The following is a 17,914-nucleotide window of genomic DNA, read 5'->3' as shown; positions in this document are numbered from 1 at the left end:
GGGAAGTCAGACTACTCCAAGATGATATGATCTTGATTTCCGATTCCGTCAAGCCGCCCTGGTAGATTTCAATTCCAGTTGGTCGAGGCGGGAATAATCGCGCCCAAGGCTCTCTCTCTTTCAACCATGTTACTCGGCCACTCCTCTCTAGTTTGTCAATCAATTCCCATTCTCGATTTGAATCATGAATCCTTACGCATACTGCAATCAGAAGCAGCACTACTGGCGCAAGCAGAAATATGCTCCACTTCACAGTTCTACTTGCCATTTGTGTCTACTTGCCATTTGTGCAATATTGATGCGTTCGATTAGCAACATGAATAATTCGGTGTCGAAAATGTTCTCAACTGCGCCTTCGCAGCGCAACATAGTATTCGCAACTCGTCTAAAAAAACTGATGATTGGTAAAGCACGGGTGCCATGCCCTCGCTTGCGTGGGCATGCTGGACCTGCTCTGTCAAACTCGAGCGATCACGGTCCGGATGCATCTCACCTGGGCAGTTCTGCTCGAATAGGTACCCGACGCAATATTCTTCCAGACTCGAAGGTCACCGAAAAGGCTTCGCCGGAGCACTCTACCATCGTTACAGTACCGTGTCCGTTTTCAATGCTGCCAATCTTCATACCTTCCCGATCATAAGTACTACCGGAAATAAAGGAGTACCGATCAGCATGTGGAATCCCAAGACTTCCCTCATCTTCCGTCGACAACACATAAGCTTTTCCGGCAGCGATCAACCGACCGGTATTTGGGCATTTTACCTGAATGGAACAGACGCCCGAACTTGAGAAATTGTAGCTAACTATCGTGCAGTCATTGTACTCCGTTACAGAATACAACAGCTTCTCACCGAGCCACCCGCTTCCCAATTTCACCCCAAACCCAACGTAGGTGCCTGTGACTATCTTGTGCGGACTACTGCTCACGTATTTTCGTGGTCGTAGAACTACAACACCCACAACGACCAAGATGATCAACCACAAAGAATGACGAGCCAAGCGGTGCCTTTTCAGAAAAGCTTTCAAAGCTCATCCCCCATTTGCTCAGGATTCGTCGCGGGTCACTCGATCGTGTTCTGTCTCTCAAGTCCGCTAACGGTGGTGAGTACTTCGCGGCGCAAACTTCTTTCGAAATTGCTTGAAACGCCGCTTCACTCGAGCCTGCAGTGCAGAACGTAGAATTCAGGAGCTGTCGAAATGCTCTGCCCGACTTGTTGTGTGGATACACCACAAAAAACCAATCGCGCCAATCGGTCATCACAGCTTCTGGCGTCCACACGTGTGGCTGACAATGAGTTGGATAGGCCAACTTCAGCACGTCATTGAGCGGGACTCTATGTCGACAGTCGACTGCAATGTGGTCCATGCCTTCAATCCCGCAGCTACTCCAGCCCTCATTGAACTGAAGAAGCGACATAGAGCGTGCGAAATTGAATCGGCAATTGGAGAAAGCCAATAGCCCCAAAACGTCAATCGAAAGTCGCGCCTTTAACTTATCTACTTAGCTGAGTAATTTGGATTCATTTGTGGAGTCAATGCGCAGGTCGACCGCAACCAGGCTGCAAGTTCGGCCTTCAGAGAAGCTGCCACTTGCGGTTCGCTCTCGAGAAGGTTGTGAGTCTCTCCGATGTCGGAACGCAAGTTGTAGAGTTCGTATACATCCTCGTTGGTGGGGGACGCTAAATAGTACCTCAGCAGTTTGTAGTCTCCTTTGCGGATAAACGAACCTCCGGCAGCTTGGTCGCCGCTGACTTGACGCTCACGCGGGAAGTGACAGAAGAGTGCTCGTTCTTCAATATCTTCCTCCTGTGTCAGCAAACCCCTGATGTCGACACCGTCGAGATCGTCTTGGTCGAGTTCAATTCCCGCAAAGCTGGCGAGGGTTGGATAGAAATCGACGAGGTGGACTGGCGTCACTTCGACAACATGGGCTGGTACTTTGCCTGGCATTCTGACGATGAGTGGCACCCGCACTCCGCCTTCATAAAACGTGCCCTTCCCCTCGCGTAGCGGACCATTCACCGTAATGGGTATGTCGCTGTAGTCGTCTTTGCTGTTCTTAAAGTGAACACCACCGTTATCTCCCATGAACACGACAAGCGTACTCGAAGAGAGGTTTAGTTCATCCAGCTTGTCGAGAATACGCCCGGCGCTTTCATCGAGCGACTGAACCATCGCCCCCATGACAGGATGCCGTTGCCCCGACGAAAGAGTCGCTGCCTTTTCAGCATACTTTTTCACGTACGCTGGTTTTCCGTAATAAGGGGAATGGACATTGAAGTGAGCCAGATAGAGAAAGAAAGGTTGGTCACGATTCTCCTCGATCGTTTCCAACACTTCGTCCGTGATTTTGTCAGCGAGATAGTCTCCTTCTTCGCCCTCAATAAAGTCGTCTACCTGAAATGGAGCAAAGTATCCGTTCGGCACCCCGGGCCCTGCCCCCTTGACTGCACGCTGTCGATCAAACCCTTGCTTGACCGGGTACTTATTACGATTGCCGAGATGCCACTTACCAAAATGAAACGTCTTGTAACCATTCTCCTTCAGCATCTCCGCAATGGTCACCGTTTCGAGTGGAAGTGAATCCCGTGAAGTGGGCCAGAGTTGCTCCTTACGTGGGTTCGCACTCTTTGGAACCGCAGGATTGGCCACACTCCCGCCTGTAATCGCCTTAAACAAACCAAGCCGTGCATCCACGTATTGACCACTCATCAGTGTTCCGCGAGAAGGCGAACAGAGCGGTAGCGCATATGCCTGCGAGAAGTAAACACCCTCGCTTGCCATCTGATTCAGAGACGGAGTTTCGTAAAACGTGGAGCCATGTTCTCCTCCGTTGTGATTCCAGTCTGCCCAGCCGAAATCGTCCGCAAGAATGAAAATAATGTTCGGCTTATCATCCGCTTGAGCTGCCCCTGCCCAAACGACAGCGCTGACCAACAAGAGAGTTTTGAGCATTGTATATCCCAGTAGAACAAGACAAGGACGACAAGTGATCCCATCGCCCGACTCGAAAAACGCTCATTCTACCGCACTGTAACAAGAAATGCTCTCTCTGATCGACGCAGCCCGATTCCCAAAACTACTCATCGACATAGGCTTGCGTGGTGCGGCCTTCGAAGAACAGGCGTGCTCCGTCTCGCATTCGATCTTCTCCAATCACATGCGTGCCATGCGGCACAGAGATTGAAGACGCTTCGACAGACTTAAGAGTCACGTGGCCGAGGCTTTCTCCGATGTCGACTTTGGATCGCCTGTTGACGCTGTGAATCTCAATTCCACCTGTCCCCACTTTGAGATGCTCCAGATTGACGTTGCTGTTGCGATCAATAAACGTCACGACAACCTTCCGCGCTGATCCGCGAACTTCCAGGTAGCTGTATCGGTCAACCGAGATCCGGAGTTCACCATTGGGATCCTGGTAGGTGCCTGACACATAAGATCCGCCGGTTGGCCCGTAGACGGAAATTCGACAGTGCTTCCCGGAAAACTGTTCATCGTGAACGCCAGCGACAACGTCATCACCATAGGTGAAGTGCTCTGCTAATGAGATACCCGCCCATGCCATGCAAAGTAGAAACACAGCTGCGGATTTCATAGCACTCATCAGAATCTCCTCCAGGTTGAATAGCCGACTTGATGTTTTCTAAGCAGTGCCAAGCCTGCGAAGTCAATCAGAGCAAGCAAGTTCACCGCGTCCATCGCCGATCGAAACCTGATTACCAGCTTCGAACCATTCGAACAACCCCGACTTCATTTGCAACTCACGCTGAACCAGCCAACCCCGATGGAAGATCTGAGATTTTTCGACCCCCAGGCCGTTGAAGAAAACCTGAAACAAATTGCACAGAACCTCTGGAGATTGCGCCAAGTCTTATGAACCTCGAAAACATCGCCATCCACTGCACACTCTTCGCAACGGCGAGCATCGAGTACTGCGTCGGCATTCACCAATCTATCTGTGAGCAATCCAATGAACGGTGTCAAAATTGCAGGTCGTTTCAGAAACATTTCCCAATCATCCGGAATGGTCACCGGACTGCATGAGAGGCAAACAACATCCGTGAACGTCCAGGGGGACCAAGCTTGGACTGAGAACCACATCTACCGAGAGTTCTACATCCGAAATGGCGACCAGGAAACAGGCCCGTTCTGGTTTTGGGACAATGCAATTTCCCTTCGAAACGGACATCACGTCACCTGGCTGAATGCCCTGAAACCGAATGGCGAGAACTACGCTTTGGCGATTGAAAACCACTCAAACAATTAGTGGTCGATGGTCAACTCTTCCTGGGACATCGTGAAAGATGTTGGGAAGTACTTCTATCCTGGATTGATCACCTGGCTATTTCTGTTCGGCATGTCGACTCTGTTTGCAGATGGGAATTTTGGAGCAGGACTCGCCGCTGGCACCGTACTATGGATCATCGTTCGCGTGATTCAATACTTGCGAATATCACTCTACACCTTCGGCCTGGAAAAGCGCATCCTCAAAGCTTTGAACGAACTCAAGTGAACCCGACGGAGTGTCCGGACTCCAAGAAAGCCGAACAACTATAATCTTACATGTGCGATAAGGAGGATGTTCCTCACTCTTCAATGCCGTCCGTTCACTTATGCAAGTGCGGTTGTGAAAAATCCTCGCCAATCAACCAAAGCCAAAAAAGCTTGCATTCGAGTGAGTCTTCAACCAAGCTTGATGAATAAATTCGAAACAACATCCGCTCAAGGTGAACGATCACACCAATTAGTGCCGTTTCACGTCAACCACTTTTCAACGGGAGTAGTTTCAAGATCTAAGAGCTGAAAACGCACTAACCCTTGCAAGAGAGCCATCGAGGTCGTCAACCTGATTTGCAACCAAGAATTCTCTGCTTAGTCACTTTGCGTAATCTGACCACTGAGCGATCATGGGCCCACGAAACCACGTCACAGCGATGTCACAATTTGAAGCATGGCTTTTCCTATTCGGACTCTGGTTCGCATCACTCGGGGCCACTTTGTTCTGTGTCTTCAACTGGGTCATGTACTTCAGCGATGACGATCCACTGGGGCCGCGATCATTCCAAAGCTTCGGGAACAACTATCAGACCCTTCAGGATTCGCTTAATAGCTTTGTCCATTTCCCACACGTATTTACGGTCATCACCATTGCGACTCTCTACTATTCGATTCGAACCTCGAAGGCGATCCTAAAGACGGATTTGAACTCCAAGCACTTATGGCATAATCGCACCACGGATGACCACAAGAACAGCAAAGACAAATAGTTTTCGGAGCAACCCACACCTCAGGAGCCGCAATGACACTCAATGACCTGCTCCGTCATATCGAGCAAGCTGGCTATTTCGGATATGTCGAAGAGATTGATTTGAAAGCAATCGAGTCTTCGCAAAGAGCTGTCTTCGCAAGCCGGCGAATTCCAGGACGGGGCTATTCGGGAATCAGTTTCTGGGCCTCTTCAGCCAATGAAATGTGGTACGTGGGAGCATGGTCTGACCGCATCTACGAACTGCCATGTCCCGAAGACCTGAAAAACCTCTGCATCGATTGGCTTTCGTCTCACGATAAGCAATTCGGCGAAATCCCAGCCTACTTAAAAACTAAATACGGTTTTTCCGAGCCTCTAGAATATGATTAGGTGACGCCAGACGCCAGTATTTGAAGTTGCCGCAACACTGCGAAATTCAAATACTTCCAAACTCCCCTGGCTGCTTTCTGCGATACTGTTATGTTACAATTCGATCACTTGAGAAATAACAGCTGAGATACTCTCCGGATCAAATGCAATGTCGCGCCGCACTATCCTGACCGCCGCAAAGATCAGCCTCGCTGTGCTTATCGTAATCGCATTGTTTTCACTTCGCGGAGTGGTGGAAGATACGACAACTTCCATCTTCGCCCCTGCAGCGACGATTGACCCGGATCAATTCGAAAGGATGAGCAGTTGGAGCATCGGTCTGTACGAACTTATCGTTGTCTCCACAGTGATTGGGTTTACCATCGCAACACGCCCCCGCGACCCAATTCTGGCCTGTACCTGCCTCGCGATTGGAATCTGGTTCACAAATCACATCGGCGATGTATTCTTGATGACGATAGAAAGCTTCTCAAAGGCTTTACAGCATCCAGGCTTACAGTTGTTTTCTCATGAACCTTTGAGATTTGCATCAAACATTTTGCCAATGATCATTGTCACCGTCGTGCTCATACTCACCTGCCGGCGTGGCTTTGAGAAGAGATCCGAAACTGTACAGTCAGTTCCCCAGAATCAGTAGATAGGCGTTTGGAAATTCTGTGAATGAAACGCACATCGAACAGTCTCCATGAGTCGAATGCGAAGTTCTCCTGTCTCGATGGACTATCAAATACAAGCACGTTCCCAGCAATAACCAGATTAGGCCACGAAGCCAGCTTCGAAGCACTCGAACGTCGCAAGTTCTGGACTTAGCAAATACTTCCACACAATTGAAGTCCGATTCACCTTGAGAACTTAAAGAGCAAAGGCGAATTACTGATTCAATTCATCGAACACAGTGCTGGCAAAGTGGCATTGAAAGACTGGAGAACTGAGACCAGCGTAGATCGTCTCCAGCTCACTTGCAGTGCGTGTTTCGGCGACTGCTCTGGCGAATTTCTGGATGACTGAGTTTCGATCTTCGTCACCCATGTCGTTCAACACTTCCGCTGCCACCTCCTGCTCGTTGACTTCTAAGAGAGCAACGGCAACATCCTGTCTTCTGTAGCCATCTTCGGTGATCTGTTGATAGTATTTCATTCCTTCATCAATTCGATTTTGCTTTATCAAGTGTGCAGAAAGAACCGAAGCCATCATGTCGCGGGTGGTATCATCTTTTGCACTGTCGAGCATTGCTTCCACTTCTTGCAAACGTCCGATGTGAAGTAGCAAATACGCTCGAACGAATTCCATCGGCCAGCGGACGAGGAGTGAACGCTCATAGAGACTCGTATAAGCCTCATCCGCAATTCTCAAATGGTGCTCCGCAGCAGATTTGTCGTTGCGATCGAAGTGCGATTTACTGATGGAGTAATTCATCGTCCGCAGTCTTGCGATCGACGCCAAATCTCCATAAGTCCCGAATTTGGAAGATTGAGTTCCTATGGGCTGGTTTTCGATGACCTCAACCGCCTGGTCAAGTATTTCAGCAGCTTGTTTCAAACGGCCTTCATCGATCAGTGCTTTTGCGAGTGGCAAGGCCGTATCGGTCTTAACTTGACGATCTGTCATCTTGGAGTAAATGACGACGCGAGCAGCCAAGCTTTGCTCACTTTCCTGTGACGAAGAGAGTAAATCCTGGGCGCGATGTACTAGCTGTCGAGATTCGATCTGATCAAGAATCGGTATTGCTGACTCTGAATGTTCGCTCTGAACACACACCTGCACCATTTCAACAAACAAATTGTCTCGGTCATCACTCGACTTGATATGTTCATTGACTAATTCGAGAGCGGTATCGATTTTCTGCTGAGTACACAACAACGTCGCCAATTGGCGATATCGTGAGTTGCCCTTGTCTTCGGCCGCGAATCTCAACGCGAGGTCGATTCGATCAGCATGGAGATAGATATCCATCAAGCCGTACGACAGATGTCCTCGACTATTCGCCGCTTCAGCCAATGCGATGACTTCATCCATCTCATCGTCGAGGCCGGCTTCTTTCAAAGCGATGGTCGCGTGTCGACAAGCAGCGATCTGCAGCCCTTCCCGGCCTGAAGGCCCCAACGCAATTGCCGCTTCGCGAGACTTCAGAGCTTGCCCCATCCAACGGTAAACTCTTGCCAGATCGGCCTGAGCAATTATCTTCTGCTGCTTATCCTCGATCTGCCCTGCTGACTCCACAACACGCTGTGCCCAGACAAGAGCTTCATCGCTTAGTCTTGGCTCGTCCGCAGAAACCAAACGACTGCTCACCAAGAACTGCAACGCCCCGACGCATAGAAAGAATACGCCTGCACTCACACCAATGCCCCTGCGGTGTCCTCGCGAGACGTCCGACTCGAAGGAACGGAAAGAAGCCTGTATTCGATCAACTTCGCCGAAGAAGGTTAGATTTGGACAATTCGTAAGTTTCATCATCGAGAACCTGCCGAGTCTTGAGGAGGCTCAACGAGCCAGTTACCCGCAGATTCAATCCTACACGAAACTTGTCCGAATCAAGGAAGTCCTTTCGAATTCGATCTTGTTACCGTTTTGAATAACGCAGACAGACAAGTAAGCGTGTCACGACTCCTTTCCACAACTTCTCGAAGTCATGGGCTGAGATTGATGTCTCGTTTGGTAACGCTTGCCGCGAGGATGGTCGCAGTTGCGCTGATGACGGTGGCTTGCATGAGTCCTACGAAGAACGCAACGAACACGCGATCTGAGACGAGGCTCGCCGTCCAAGAGTCGAAGCGGTATCTGTTGGAGAATTGGGGGACGGAGCTCGTCCTGACAGCTTCGAACATTTCACCGAACGAGAGGAAATCCGGGAACTGGAAAATGACTGGAAGTAGTAGGACAGTCAAGATTGTGCATAACGCAAGGACGGGAGAATAAATCGGATGCCTTACTAAACAGGCTGCCAGAACGGCGATGCTGTAAATGATCCAGTGCAGGAGCATTGGAAAGATCCCCGAGAACAGCCCCGATGAAGTTGGGAGTATTCCTGACCCATGAAGGATCAGAATTGGCAAATCGACACAACAGATAATTACAAACAGGCCAGACAGGTATTTTAACCAGAACCATCTCATGGGAGGGATGGGACGCGATCTCCAGAAGTGATAGAGCTTTGGAGAGAAATCGGGAACAAATGTCGTCGAGCCAATTAGGAGAGCAGCGACGCTAATGATCGCGACCTGAAACGGATTCGTTCCCATCTGCCTCGCCACTCCCGCCGGGCCTTGGAACGCCAGCAATGTCAGTACAAACACAACGACTAGTCCGCTGATAGCCAAAGGCAGTGTTTGTCGGAGTTGCATCCAAACCAATGCTTTCATTTGAGATGAGAATGGAGCACTGAGGGAATTGGAAGGTTCACTTTGCTCAAGCGACGGCCAACTAATGCGCGGGAGCCAGTTCCATTCACGAAGTCGCGTTCCGTACGACCGGATGAAGTAATAGCAAACTGTTATCACCAAGAGTCCCTGTGCCCCTAAACCGACCAGCAGCCACCTGCGCAAGTGCACTGCCTCGAGATTTGGTAAGACCATCCAATAAACCGGTGACGAAGCTCCGATGATCCAACTTGGAGAAAGCGCTGCCGTCGTCGGTGCTCCGTTCATAGCCCACATAATAATTCCGAACCAGAAACTCACAATAAATGTCAACACTCCAATCATCGCTGCCCGCAATTCGGTAGCTTGATTCAGACAGGCGACCGATAACCAGAAATAGAGTGTTGTCACAACTCCGCAGGCAATGCCAGCAATCACCCAAAGTGCTTGCTGCGGGTCGAGGTTCATGCCAGTTGAAACAGAATGGAAGATTCCAATTTCGACGTCCGTCCACTCAAGTGCTGCGATCAACCCGGAGCTGAAAACAGCAACACAAATGACAGGAACAATGAGAACGATCCACCCGACGAGCAATCGGGCAGTTGCCACTTTTCTTAGCGAGACCGGCAAGTTCTTTGAAAACTCGATGGCACCGGACGCCCATTCTCCGGCGGTGACTCCCATCACGACGTATATCGGTGCAAACAGAACGTACCCATAGTACGTCGCGATGACGGCGAATTCGATTTCGCGGAGACTTTCAACAAGCGCCCCGGCACAGACTGCGAGCGCGATGAATGTGAGAGACAAGAGTTTCCACTTATTCTCGTTCCACTCTTTCCAGAGAAGCGTAGACCAGATCGACATGGCTTACTTACCTTCGTACCGAATTACAATCTGCTTTGATTTAAGCAGGAATGAGATCTACTGCAGGTTTCAATGAAACGACAGGCATCAGGTGTTATGTAACGCTGGGGACAGCGACTGATTCACGCTCTGGCCACTCGAGGCGAATCCTCTTATCCCCCATCACAAAGGCTTCGAAGATTTCGTCGAGGTTCAGATCAGACGTCCGGTAAGCGATCCCTTCCTGATCAAGAATCTGAACCGCCTTCGGAGCATTGTCGACGACAAGACTTGCCTCGTTGACCAACAGGCGTCCGTCGAGAACTTGAAATTGCGTTCCGACTTTCGAGAGGTCTTGTGAGCTGAGCGTGATCCGCTTGACATCTCTCCTTAAGTCTTCAGTAGCTGCCACTCGAACGATTTTTCCCTCGTGGAGAATGGCGACGGTGTCAGCGACAGCTTCGACTTCATAGAGCAGGTGCGAACTATATAAAACGGTTCGCCCCTCAGCTTGGAGATGCGTCACGAGATCGCGGTTAAAATCTCGCCTCATAATCGGGTCTAAACCGAGAGCGGGATCATCCAGAATGACTAACTCGGGCCGGTGAGATAGGGCCAACACAAGTCCCAGCCGCACCGTTTGCCCTTTCGAGAGATGTTTAATTCGTGTCCGAATGGGAAGCTCGAATTGTTTGACATACTCGTTGGCCAGTTTTTGATCCCATGTTGGATAGAATGGAGCGACGAAGCGAATGATTTCGTCGACTCGCATCCAGTCATACATGGTCTGATCTTCTGCGAGGTAACCAATCATACTCCGCAGCTTGACGGGATCAGTGACCGGGTTGACTCCGAGCAGAGACAACTCTCCTTCATCGGGGGTCAACAGCCCCATCATTAACTTAATCGTCGTCGTCTTGCCGACTCCGTTTCGCCCCAGAAAAGCAAACGTTTCCCCGGAAGTGACGGACAGATTGAGTCCATCGAGCACGGTGTTGTTCTGGAACGACTTACGAACATTCTGAATCTGAATCACGGGCTCAGTCATGATTGCTCCTTTGTGTTTTCGATCGCAGATACACTCTCTACCGACTCTTCTGTTTCGAGAGGTGCGGCGAGTGCGGCATCGAGTAGCGTGTGCATTGTCGAACCATCCAGACCGAGCAAGCGACCTTGCCGAACGACCTGGCCGAACTCTTCGGTGAACTTCGAACGATGCCCGTTTAAGTCTTCGAAAGGCAGATCCGACGCGACGAAGGTGCCTTCGCCGTGCCTCATTTCAAGAAATCTTTCCGCGGTCAATTTTTCGTAAACGCGAAGCACCGTGTTTTGATTGACCGCGAGATCCCGGGCCAGCTGGCGAACCGATGGAACTTGAACTCCGGGAGGAAGCTGTCCGGAAAGGCATTGCGCCCTGATCTGATCGGAAATTTGCCGTGAGATGGGAACTGCTGATCCCTTTTCAACTCGAACAAACATGGTCAGAGCCTCATCAACTGCCGGGAATCGTGAAGCTTGCTGAAGTCTCGTCGACACGAAACTCCCTGCAAGTGACTACAGTTGTATAACAGTAATCATATTACGTCAACGAAATTCGATGGGAATTTGAAAAGATGCCCGAAAATTGAATCACCGAAGTGCCCCGACAATTGTCAGGACTGCCCAGAAAGAGCTCAGTAAATCCTGATCAGTGGCTGACGACTTGGGCTGAGCATGTCGTTTTCTTAGCCAAAAGCCTTGCAAAAACAGTGTTTCGAAGAAGTACTTCAGCGGTGAGGAGATTTCCTTCGCACCGGTATCAGAGATGCTCTTGACGGAAGAGGAGAAAGGTACGCGCAAGGGACCGCATGCAGTCTTCCGCCAGAAAGATCATCCTCGGAACCATCGTTTTCCTCACGACCATGGGGATCGCGGTGGTCGGGTATTGGTTCGCCGGATGGAGCTTGCTCGAATCTTTCTACATGGTGGTCATCACAATTTATGGCGTCGGCTATGGTGAAGTTCGGCCGATTGAAGATCCATCACTGCGGATCTTCACCATTCTATTCATTGTCTCAGGATGCACTTCCGCCGTGTTCGTTATGGGCGGATTCGTACAGATGATCGCGGAAGGCGAAATCAGAAAAGCACTCGGAGCGAGGCGAATGACCGAAGGCATTAAGAAGCTCAAGAATCACGTCATTGTGTGCGGATTCGGTCGCGTCGGTCAGAATTTGACCGCAGAATTGCGGGCTGCGAGCGTCCCGTTTGTCATTGTCGACAACAACAGAGAACGACTCATTGAAGCGGAGGAACTCGGCGACCTCGTCTATCTGGGAGACGCGACTGAAGAAGCGACTCTCGAAGCTGTTGGAATCGCTCACGCGGAAACACTCGCGACCGTCCTGCCCAACGATGCAGCCAATGTCTTCATCACGCTTTCCGCCCGAGAGCTGAACGACAACGTTCGCATCATCGCACGGGGAGAATCCCAATCAACGCGACGCAAATTGATTCGATCTGGTGCGAATGAAGTTGTGATGCCAGCTGCTGTCGGTGCTCATCGAATTGCACAACTCATCAAGCTCCCGCATCAGACACTCTTGACCTGCAATTCCGATCAGACAACTCGCATGAATGATGAGTTGCAACCGTTGGGAGTCAGCATTGAAGAGTTTGTGGTCCGCGAAGGGACTGACCTCGCTCACAGATCGATCGGCGAGATCGAGCATCGCTCGGAGCGAGGTATCGTCGTGCTCTCAATACGGAAAACCGATGCAGAAGAGATCCGCGCTCCTGATCCGGACGTGCGAATCTCTCCTGGCGATGTCGTTGTTTTCATCGGGCATGTCACTGCCATGAAACGACTGAATCAGTTCAACAAGTCGAACACGGTGATCTATCGCGGCGCCCGCATTCAGTGAGCACAGGCGCAGCATGTTCTTCTCGACGATCAAATTGTCATCGCATTAAAACCGCCATCGACGATCAGATTTGCTCCCGTGACAAAGCTTCCAGCTTGATTGGAAGCAGCCAGGAGGACTGCACCTGCGAGCTCTTCCGGGCTTCCGAATCTGTTCATGGGAGTGTGGCCCATGATGCTCTCGACTCGGCTCGGTGTGAGCACTTTTCGATTTTGCTCTGCAGGGAAAAATCCGGGAGAGATCGCATTCACCCGAATTCCGAGAGGTGCAAACTCTCTGGCAAGATTTTCGGTGAGATTGAGGACCGCTGCTTTACTGGCTGAGTAGGTGAACACGCGGGAAAGCGGTTTGAGAGCAGACATGGAAGCGATGTTGATGATGCTTCCCTGAGTCTTCTGGTCGATCATGAACTTGCCCAACACTTGGCAAGCGACCCTGAGCCCGGAGAGATTGACGCGAAAAATGCGGTCCCACTCTTCGTCGCTGATCTCGAAAAACGGTGTGGCTGAATTAGTGCCAGCTCCGTTGACGAGGATGTCACACGACTTTCCATTCGATTTGAGATCTTCCGTCAAGCTGATCAAATCCTCAGCTTTGGTGGCATCGGCCTGAAAGAATTTGGCTTGCCCTGACCAGCGATCAACGACCCCCTGGCCCGCTTCCGAATTCCGTCCGACGACGTAAAGGAACGCACCAGCAGCTGCCAGAGCATCACAAATTGCCCCGCCGAGCACGCCAGTTCCGCCGATCACAACGGCAGTTTTTCCGCGCAGCCCAAACAATTGTGTGAGAAAATCTGACGGCGACTGCTTTTCCATTTTTCATCCCAAACATGAAATATCAATAGTACTTACGTCACTGACCAACTCTGCAGCTTCTCGGAACTCGCGTGAGCTTGTTTCTGTTTATCAACACTGCAAATGCTCGAACGAGTCGGTCAAATCCAGAGACGAAGCTGCTCCAGTATCCAATGACTGAAAATCAAAGGCTAGCGAATTTTCTTTGTCATGGCAGTCTTACCCATCGAGAATTCTAGGCTTTCGACGAAGGTAATCACCCCAGCCACGATCATTCGGCCCCATCCGTTCAGACCAGAGCGGAACCGATTGCCGCCCGACGAATTCGGCAACTTTGAAGCGGGGCGGTCCCATCGAGATCGCCGCATATCGCACGCTGATTGCGAAACTGATTTGCTTCTCTCACGGGGATGGACGACCATGAGTCCGATTGCGAATCCCACTTCACTCCGTTCTTCTCAGAACTCTGCTTAGATTGCCGAAGACTCTCAGATGACCGACGAAATCGACGACATTGTCAAACAGATCGAATCACAGGACGAGAAGTCTGAAGAACACTTTCAGAACTGTCAAATCCGCACGGCGATGAGAATCGCCAAAGAGACAACTCGCCTGGCGAAGACACACCAACTCGCCATTCATTACATGCGCGGGTTGTTCGATCAAATGCGGTTTGGTCACGGGCTTTTAGATCCCCAGGCAACTCGTGATGTGTCTGTCGAACTGGTGCTTCTGCTTGAAGATGAAGAGGCAGCCCGACGAATCGAGCCGTCTCTTGATCAAGGACATTACAACTGGGTTTGCTCCTGGATGTCGAGTTGTGCGTACGACAACCTCGCAGAAGCCACGGGAATGATGTCGGGATACAACTCTCCCGGGATGCATGAGTGCATCAGCGAGGGAATCCAGATCTGCCGTCAAACGGGTAAGATGGAGTGCGTCAAGTGCTTCCGGGAGTATGCTTCAGACGTCTACTTGGCTTCTGAAGATTTCGCGATGGTCAGGCATCAATGTCAGTCTCTTCTGGACTACCGAAAAGACTCGAACGACAACAAAGACCGTCGCTGGTCTGGCCATCACAAGTTAGCCAAAGTCCTGTTGCTCGAAGGCCGAGTGGAACGCGCTCTGGAAGAGCTGAAGCTGGCACTCGAATTGACCGGTGAAGAAGACGTTTACCTCAAACGTCGCTCCAAACTTCTGGTGCAGGCCACTCGGGATGAAGCACTCCTTCTCGCAGGTCAGTCACGACGACTTCGAGCAGAATCCAGCGACGAAATTCCCGCAGCGGGAGAGTGGCCGTTCTTTGAACTGCAACTCGCCTTGGGCGATTCCCTGCAAGCCCTGACCGAAGGCAATCACACACGAGCAATCGAAATCTTGACCGGTTGGGATCGGAAACTCTCCGAACAAAACTGCCTCAAAGATTGGTTCGAAGTTCGTTTGCGACTCATTTCCGCGTATCTCATTTCCCAGAACCTGAAACGGGCGAGCGCACTATCAAAAGGGCTGGAAGCCAAGGCGCATGAGGCTCAGGATTACCTCACGGTCAGCCGAATGGCGGAGCTCTTTGATCATCCCGATTCCAAGAACCCGACAGCCAGCTTGTGGCTGGATAGTGATCATGAACGATTTCGGACTGTCGGTTCTATTGTGAAGTCTGAGGACGAATCGCAATCCGTTCAAACCGATGACCGACTGGAGAATCAAACACCCGCTGAAATTGATTCTTCTACTGATTCGAACTCCGCATCTGAAGAAGCTGAAACACCACTTAGCGAGTTCATTGCGAATGCAATGTTACGTCTGCGTGACACCGACAACATCGAAGAACGCGAGCAACTTCTTGAGGAGTTTCTGGCCCACACGCCGAGTGAGATTTCCGCACCGATGGACGCAGCCTATCTGGTTCACCTCAGTCAGTTTCTGGTTCAGGGGCCGGACCAGGCACGCCGAGTCTGGCAGTGGGCTCTTGAGATTCTGGATGAATTTCCGGATCACGCCAAAACACTCAGCGTGGTTGCGACACTCGGACATTACTTCCGAACAGCAGACCCGACAAACTTCAATGACATTCTGCTTGATCAGCTCATGGATTGGTTTGAGTTGTCCACGAAACTCGACCTCAACGATGCTCAAAACTACGCCCGAGCTGGCCGGTTCTATGCAGAAGAAGGATTCGCTGGTGAGTCGGAACGCTGCTTCTCGCGCGCGTTTCGATTGAACCGACAAGATGCGTCCGTCGTGATTCCTCTCGCTGACCAATACCGAGACTCCGATCGCCCTCGTGACGCCCTGGCAGTCCTCGATCTGAGCTTACGCGAGGGAGCAGACGATCAGTCGATTGCCTGGGAAGCAGCGATGACTTCGCTTCAACTCGAACAATTTGACTCCATGCTCACGTACCTCGACCGGTTTCTGGAACTCGGTGAAGCACAAACCTGGACACACTACTATCGGGCCGTCGCACTGCTGCATCAGGGGAAGAACGCAGAAAGCCTGAACGAACTCGATGAAGAATTGAAGTACGATCCGCCGGGCGATTTCCATCTCGATTTAATTCGACTCTGCAATCTCATCGCGCTCGCCAGACACGACGAAGTCAACGCACTCTTTGAACGTGTTCTCGATCGGAAACTTTCCGAAGTCGATTACCTCTCTGCGAATGGCTTAGCGCGTCTGATGAATCAACTGTGGAAAACAGTCAGCGAAGCGTCTGATGAGTATCCGCAGAAACAACAACTGGAAGACCGATTGCTGGTCGCGGGCCTGATCCCCGAAGACTATTTCGATCGGATTCGAATGAACACCGGAGAACGGAAAACCGTCCAACTCTTCCGAGCCCACGTACACCAACCGTTGAGTGAAACATGGGCTGATTCGCATGCATGCCTCGTCGGTCAACAGGAATGGACCGACTACGAGACGGACTGGGGCGTTCTCGCTGAGAACGAAGAGCAAGCTGTGAATCTAATTCTGACGTACCAGTCGAAGTGTTCCGATCTTCCCGCCGAGATTGTCGACATTGATACCGACGAACAGGAATATCTCGACCATCCCGGAATCGTCTGGCAGGGAACACGCTGGTCGACAGCGGATCTGAACGAGATGGAGATGGATGACGATCTCCTTGAAGACGAAATCGACGACGAGTAAATTTCTGAATCCACTACTTCTCTGGATACCGCTTGAATTATGTTTCCAAACGTCCGTCCGCGCCGCTTACGTCGTCACCCTCGTCTGCGAGATCTTGTCCGAGAAACTCTGCTGACGCCCGATGACTTCATCCTCCCGCTGTTTGTCCGGCATGGTGAGAATCAGAAGATTCCGATTGCCTCAATGCCCGGTCACTTTCAGTTGTCTGTTGATCTGCTGGCACAGGAAATCAAGGAAATCGAAGAGCTGGGAATTCCCGCCGTCATTCTGTTTGGGATTCCTGAACACAAAGACGCCACCGGATCAGATGCTGTCTCTGATGATGGAATCGTTCAGCAAGCTGTGCGGGCCATTAAAGCTGTGACGGACAATCTGCTGGTGATGACAGACGTCTGCTTTTGTGAGTTCACCGACCATGGGCACTGCGGGATCGTGAATGACAAAACAGGACTGGTCGACGTCGATAACGATGCCACTCTTCGTTTGCTCGCTCAGGAAGCTGTCAGCCACGCTGAATCAGGCGCGGATCTCGTCGCTCCGAGTGGAATGATGGATGGGATGATCGAAACGATCCGTATGGGACTCGACGATAACCATTTCGAACACATCCCGATCATGAGTTACGCTGCGAAATACCAGTCGGCGTTCTACGGCCCGTTTCGTGATGCTGCCGAGAGTGCGCCCCAGTTCGGAAATCGTGCCAGCTACCAGATGGACCCCGCCAACGGCCGCGAAGCGATCCGTGAGGTCGATCTCGATGTCGAAGAAGGGGCCGATATTCTGATGGTCAAGCCGGCACTCAGCTATCTCGACATCATCACGCGAGTCAAAGAAGCTCACGCAGAGATCCCACTCGCGGCTTACAACGTGAGCGGAGAGTTCTCGATGGTCAAAGCTGCCGCTGCTCAGGGATGGATTGACGAACGGCAAGTCGCTCTCGAAATCCTCACAAGCATTAAGCGAGCGGGAGCCGACATGATCATCACCTACTTCGCCAAAGACGCCTCCCGCTGGCTCGACGAGTAGAGTTACAACCTGAAATCTGGAAATCACTTACAGAGAATTGACAGCGAGAAGTTCAAAAAAGAACGGCGCAACAGTCAATCGGAGTCCTCGGTGCTCAATTACAGGACTCAACGACCAGCCTCGGATTTGCGGCTCTTTCCCGCTTTTTGCGGGAATTTCTGACGAATGTCGGAGAAAATCGCGTTTTCAACC

Annotated in this window: 16 protein-coding genes; 8 read left to right on the top strand and 8 right to left on the bottom strand. The window is 51.1% G+C overall.

Features of this window, described 5'->3' with window-relative positions:
* Positions 1-1,497: 1,497 nt before the first annotated feature.
* Both AB1L42_RS07975 and AB1L42_RS07970 read right to left on the bottom strand, forming a co-directional pair.
* Positions 1,498-2,955 carry a sulfatase gene (locus AB1L42_RS07975; RefSeq protein ID WP_367053166.1) on the bottom strand — a complete coding sequence of 486 codons (1,458 nt, stop codon included), beginning with the start codon at positions 2,953-2,955 and terminating at the stop codon, positions 1,498-1,500.
* Between the two features lie 124 nt (positions 2,956-3,079).
* Positions 3,080-3,604: a hypothetical protein gene (locus tag AB1L42_RS07970; RefSeq protein ID WP_367053165.1), complete on the bottom strand. Its 525-nt coding sequence runs from the start codon at positions 3,602-3,604 to the stop codon at positions 3,080-3,082.
* 366 nt (positions 3,605-3,970) lie between these two features.
* Here AB1L42_RS07970 and AB1L42_RS07965 point away from each other — a divergent pair, with 366 nt between their 5' ends.
* The 5 genes from AB1L42_RS07965 (at position 3,971) to AB1L42_RS07945 (ending at position 6,275) form a co-directional block, all read left to right on the top strand.
* Positions 3,971-4,267, top strand: a complete 297-nt coding sequence (locus tag AB1L42_RS07965; RefSeq protein WP_367053164.1) for a hypothetical protein — start codon at positions 3,971-3,973, stop codon at positions 4,265-4,267.
* Positions 4,268-4,273: 6 nt separating this feature from the next.
* On the top strand, positions 4,274-4,513 hold the full coding sequence (locus tag AB1L42_RS07960) for a hypothetical protein (protein ID WP_367053163.1): 240 nt from the start codon (positions 4,274-4,276) through the stop codon (positions 4,511-4,513).
* A 394-nt stretch (positions 4,514-4,907) separates the two neighbouring features.
* On the top strand, positions 4,908-5,267 hold the full coding sequence (locus AB1L42_RS07955) for a hypothetical protein (protein WP_367053162.1): 360 nt from the start codon (positions 4,908-4,910) through the stop codon (positions 5,265-5,267).
* Positions 5,268-5,299: 32 nt separating this feature from the next.
* Positions 5,300-5,638: a hypothetical protein gene (locus AB1L42_RS07950; protein ID WP_367053161.1), complete on the top strand. Its 339-nt coding sequence runs from the start codon at positions 5,300-5,302 to the stop codon at positions 5,636-5,638.
* A 148-nt stretch (positions 5,639-5,786) separates the two neighbouring features.
* The gene (locus AB1L42_RS07945; RefSeq protein ID WP_367053160.1) at positions 5,787-6,275 is read left to right on the top strand and encodes a hypothetical protein; all 489 of its coding nucleotides are present in this window, start codon (positions 5,787-5,789) and stop codon (positions 6,273-6,275) included.
* A gap of 233 nt (positions 6,276-6,508) precedes the next feature.
* Here the strand turns inward: AB1L42_RS07945 and AB1L42_RS07940 are convergent, their stop codons facing one another.
* From AB1L42_RS07940 to AB1L42_RS07925, 4 genes are all read right to left on the bottom strand, one after another.
* Positions 6,509-7,930 carry a hypothetical protein gene (locus AB1L42_RS07940; protein WP_367053159.1) on the bottom strand — a complete coding sequence of 474 codons (1,422 nt, stop codon included), beginning with the start codon at positions 7,928-7,930 and terminating at the stop codon, positions 6,509-6,511.
* Between the two features lie 338 nt (positions 7,931-8,268).
* Complete coding sequence (locus AB1L42_RS07935; protein WP_367053158.1) at positions 8,269-9,864, bottom strand: hypothetical protein; 1,596 nt, start codon at positions 9,862-9,864, stop codon at positions 8,269-8,271.
* 94 nt (positions 9,865-9,958) lie between these two features.
* Positions 9,959-10,891, bottom strand: a complete 933-nt coding sequence (locus AB1L42_RS07930; protein ID WP_367053157.1) for an ABC transporter ATP-binding protein — start codon at positions 10,889-10,891, stop codon at positions 9,959-9,961.
* Positions 10,888-11,322: a GntR family transcriptional regulator gene (locus AB1L42_RS07925; protein ID WP_367053156.1), complete on the bottom strand. Its 435-nt coding sequence runs from the start codon at positions 11,320-11,322 to the stop codon at positions 10,888-10,890. The genes AB1L42_RS07930 and AB1L42_RS07925 overlap by 4 nt, the downstream gene beginning before the upstream one ends.
* 368 nt (positions 11,323-11,690) lie before the next feature.
* Between AB1L42_RS07925 and AB1L42_RS07920 the strand changes: the two genes are divergently transcribed.
* Entirely contained in the window at positions 11,691-12,746 is a 1,056-nt protein-coding gene (locus tag AB1L42_RS07920; protein WP_367053155.1) for an NAD-binding protein, read from the top strand.
* Positions 12,747-12,775: 29 nt separating this feature from the next.
* Here the strand turns inward: AB1L42_RS07920 and AB1L42_RS07915 are convergent, their stop codons facing one another.
* Together AB1L42_RS07915 and AB1L42_RS07910 are read right to left on the bottom strand one after the other, a co-directional pair.
* Positions 12,776-13,564 carry an SDR family oxidoreductase gene (locus tag AB1L42_RS07915; RefSeq protein ID WP_367053154.1) on the bottom strand — a complete coding sequence of 263 codons (789 nt, stop codon included), beginning with the start codon at positions 13,562-13,564 and terminating at the stop codon, positions 12,776-12,778.
* Between the two features lie 170 nt (positions 13,565-13,734).
* Entirely contained in the window at positions 13,735-13,911 is a 177-nt protein-coding gene (locus AB1L42_RS07910; RefSeq protein ID WP_367053153.1) for a hypothetical protein, read from the bottom strand.
* Between the two features lie 124 nt (positions 13,912-14,035).
* Here AB1L42_RS07910 and AB1L42_RS07905 point away from each other — a divergent pair, with 124 nt between their 5' ends.
* On the top strand, positions 14,036-16,696 hold the full coding sequence (locus AB1L42_RS07905; RefSeq protein ID WP_367053152.1) for a hypothetical protein: 2,661 nt from the start codon (positions 14,036-14,038) through the stop codon (positions 16,694-16,696).
* Positions 16,697-16,735: 39 nt separating this feature from the next.
* On the top strand, positions 16,736-17,722 hold the full coding sequence (gene hemB, locus AB1L42_RS07900; protein ID WP_367053151.1) for a porphobilinogen synthase: 987 nt from the start codon (positions 16,736-16,738) through the stop codon (positions 17,720-17,722).
* The last annotated feature ends 192 nt before the right edge of the window (positions 17,723-17,914 follow it).

Origin of the sequence: Thalassoglobus sp. JC818, from assembly GCF_040717535.1 — a bacterium.
In the GTDB taxonomy this organism is placed as follows: Bacteria; Planctomycetota; Planctomycetia; order Planctomycetales; family Planctomycetaceae; genus Thalassoglobus.
Note: the sequence above shows the minus strand (reverse complement) of the source record. Positions and strands in the feature narration are given on the sequence as shown.

What these genes read in the sequence shown, in the direction of transcription:
- AB1L42_RS07950 (WP_367053161.1), top strand. Translation starts at nt 5,300, where the DNA reads ATGACACTCAATGACCTGCTCCGTCATATCGAGCAAGCTGGCTATTTC.
- AB1L42_RS07975 (WP_367053166.1), bottom strand. Translation starts at nt 2,955, where the DNA reads ATGCTCAAAACTCTCTTGTTGGTCAGCGCTGTCGTTTGGGCAGGGGCA.
- AB1L42_RS07910 (WP_367053153.1), bottom strand. Translation starts at nt 13,911, where the DNA reads ATGCGGCGATCTCGATGGGACCGCCCCGCTTCAAAGTTGCCGAATTCG.
- AB1L42_RS07925 (WP_367053156.1), bottom strand. Translation starts at nt 11,322, where the DNA reads ATGTTTGTTCGAGTTGAAAAGGGATCAGCAGTTCCCATCTCACGGCAA.
- AB1L42_RS07945 (WP_367053160.1), top strand. Translation starts at nt 5,787, where the DNA reads ATGTCGCGCCGCACTATCCTGACCGCCGCAAAGATCAGCCTCGCTGTG.
- AB1L42_RS07905 (WP_367053152.1), top strand. Translation starts at nt 14,036, where the DNA reads ATGACCGACGAAATCGACGACATTGTCAAACAGATCGAATCACAGGAC.
- AB1L42_RS07955 (WP_367053162.1), top strand. Translation starts at nt 4,908, where the DNA reads ATGGGCCCACGAAACCACGTCACAGCGATGTCACAATTTGAAGCATGG.
- hemB (WP_367053151.1), top strand. Translation starts at nt 16,736, where the DNA reads ATGTTTCCAAACGTCCGTCCGCGCCGCTTACGTCGTCACCCTCGTCTG.
- AB1L42_RS07920 (WP_367053155.1), top strand. Translation starts at nt 11,691, where the DNA reads ATGCAGTCTTCCGCCAGAAAGATCATCCTCGGAACCATCGTTTTCCTC.
- AB1L42_RS07970 (WP_367053165.1), bottom strand. Translation starts at nt 3,604, where the DNA reads ATGAGTGCTATGAAATCCGCAGCTGTGTTTCTACTTTGCATGGCATGG.
- AB1L42_RS07960 (WP_367053163.1), top strand. Translation starts at nt 4,274, where the DNA reads ATGGTCAACTCTTCCTGGGACATCGTGAAAGATGTTGGGAAGTACTTC.
- AB1L42_RS07935 (WP_367053158.1), bottom strand. Translation starts at nt 9,864, where the DNA reads ATGTCGATCTGGTCTACGCTTCTCTGGAAAGAGTGGAACGAGAATAAG.
- AB1L42_RS07915 (WP_367053154.1), bottom strand. Translation starts at nt 13,564, where the DNA reads ATGGAAAAGCAGTCGCCGTCAGATTTTCTCACACAATTGTTTGGGCTG.
- AB1L42_RS07965 (WP_367053164.1), top strand. Translation starts at nt 3,971, where the DNA reads ATGAACGGTGTCAAAATTGCAGGTCGTTTCAGAAACATTTCCCAATCA.
- AB1L42_RS07930 (WP_367053157.1), bottom strand. Translation starts at nt 10,891, where the DNA reads ATGACTGAGCCCGTGATTCAGATTCAGAATGTTCGTAAGTCGTTCCAG.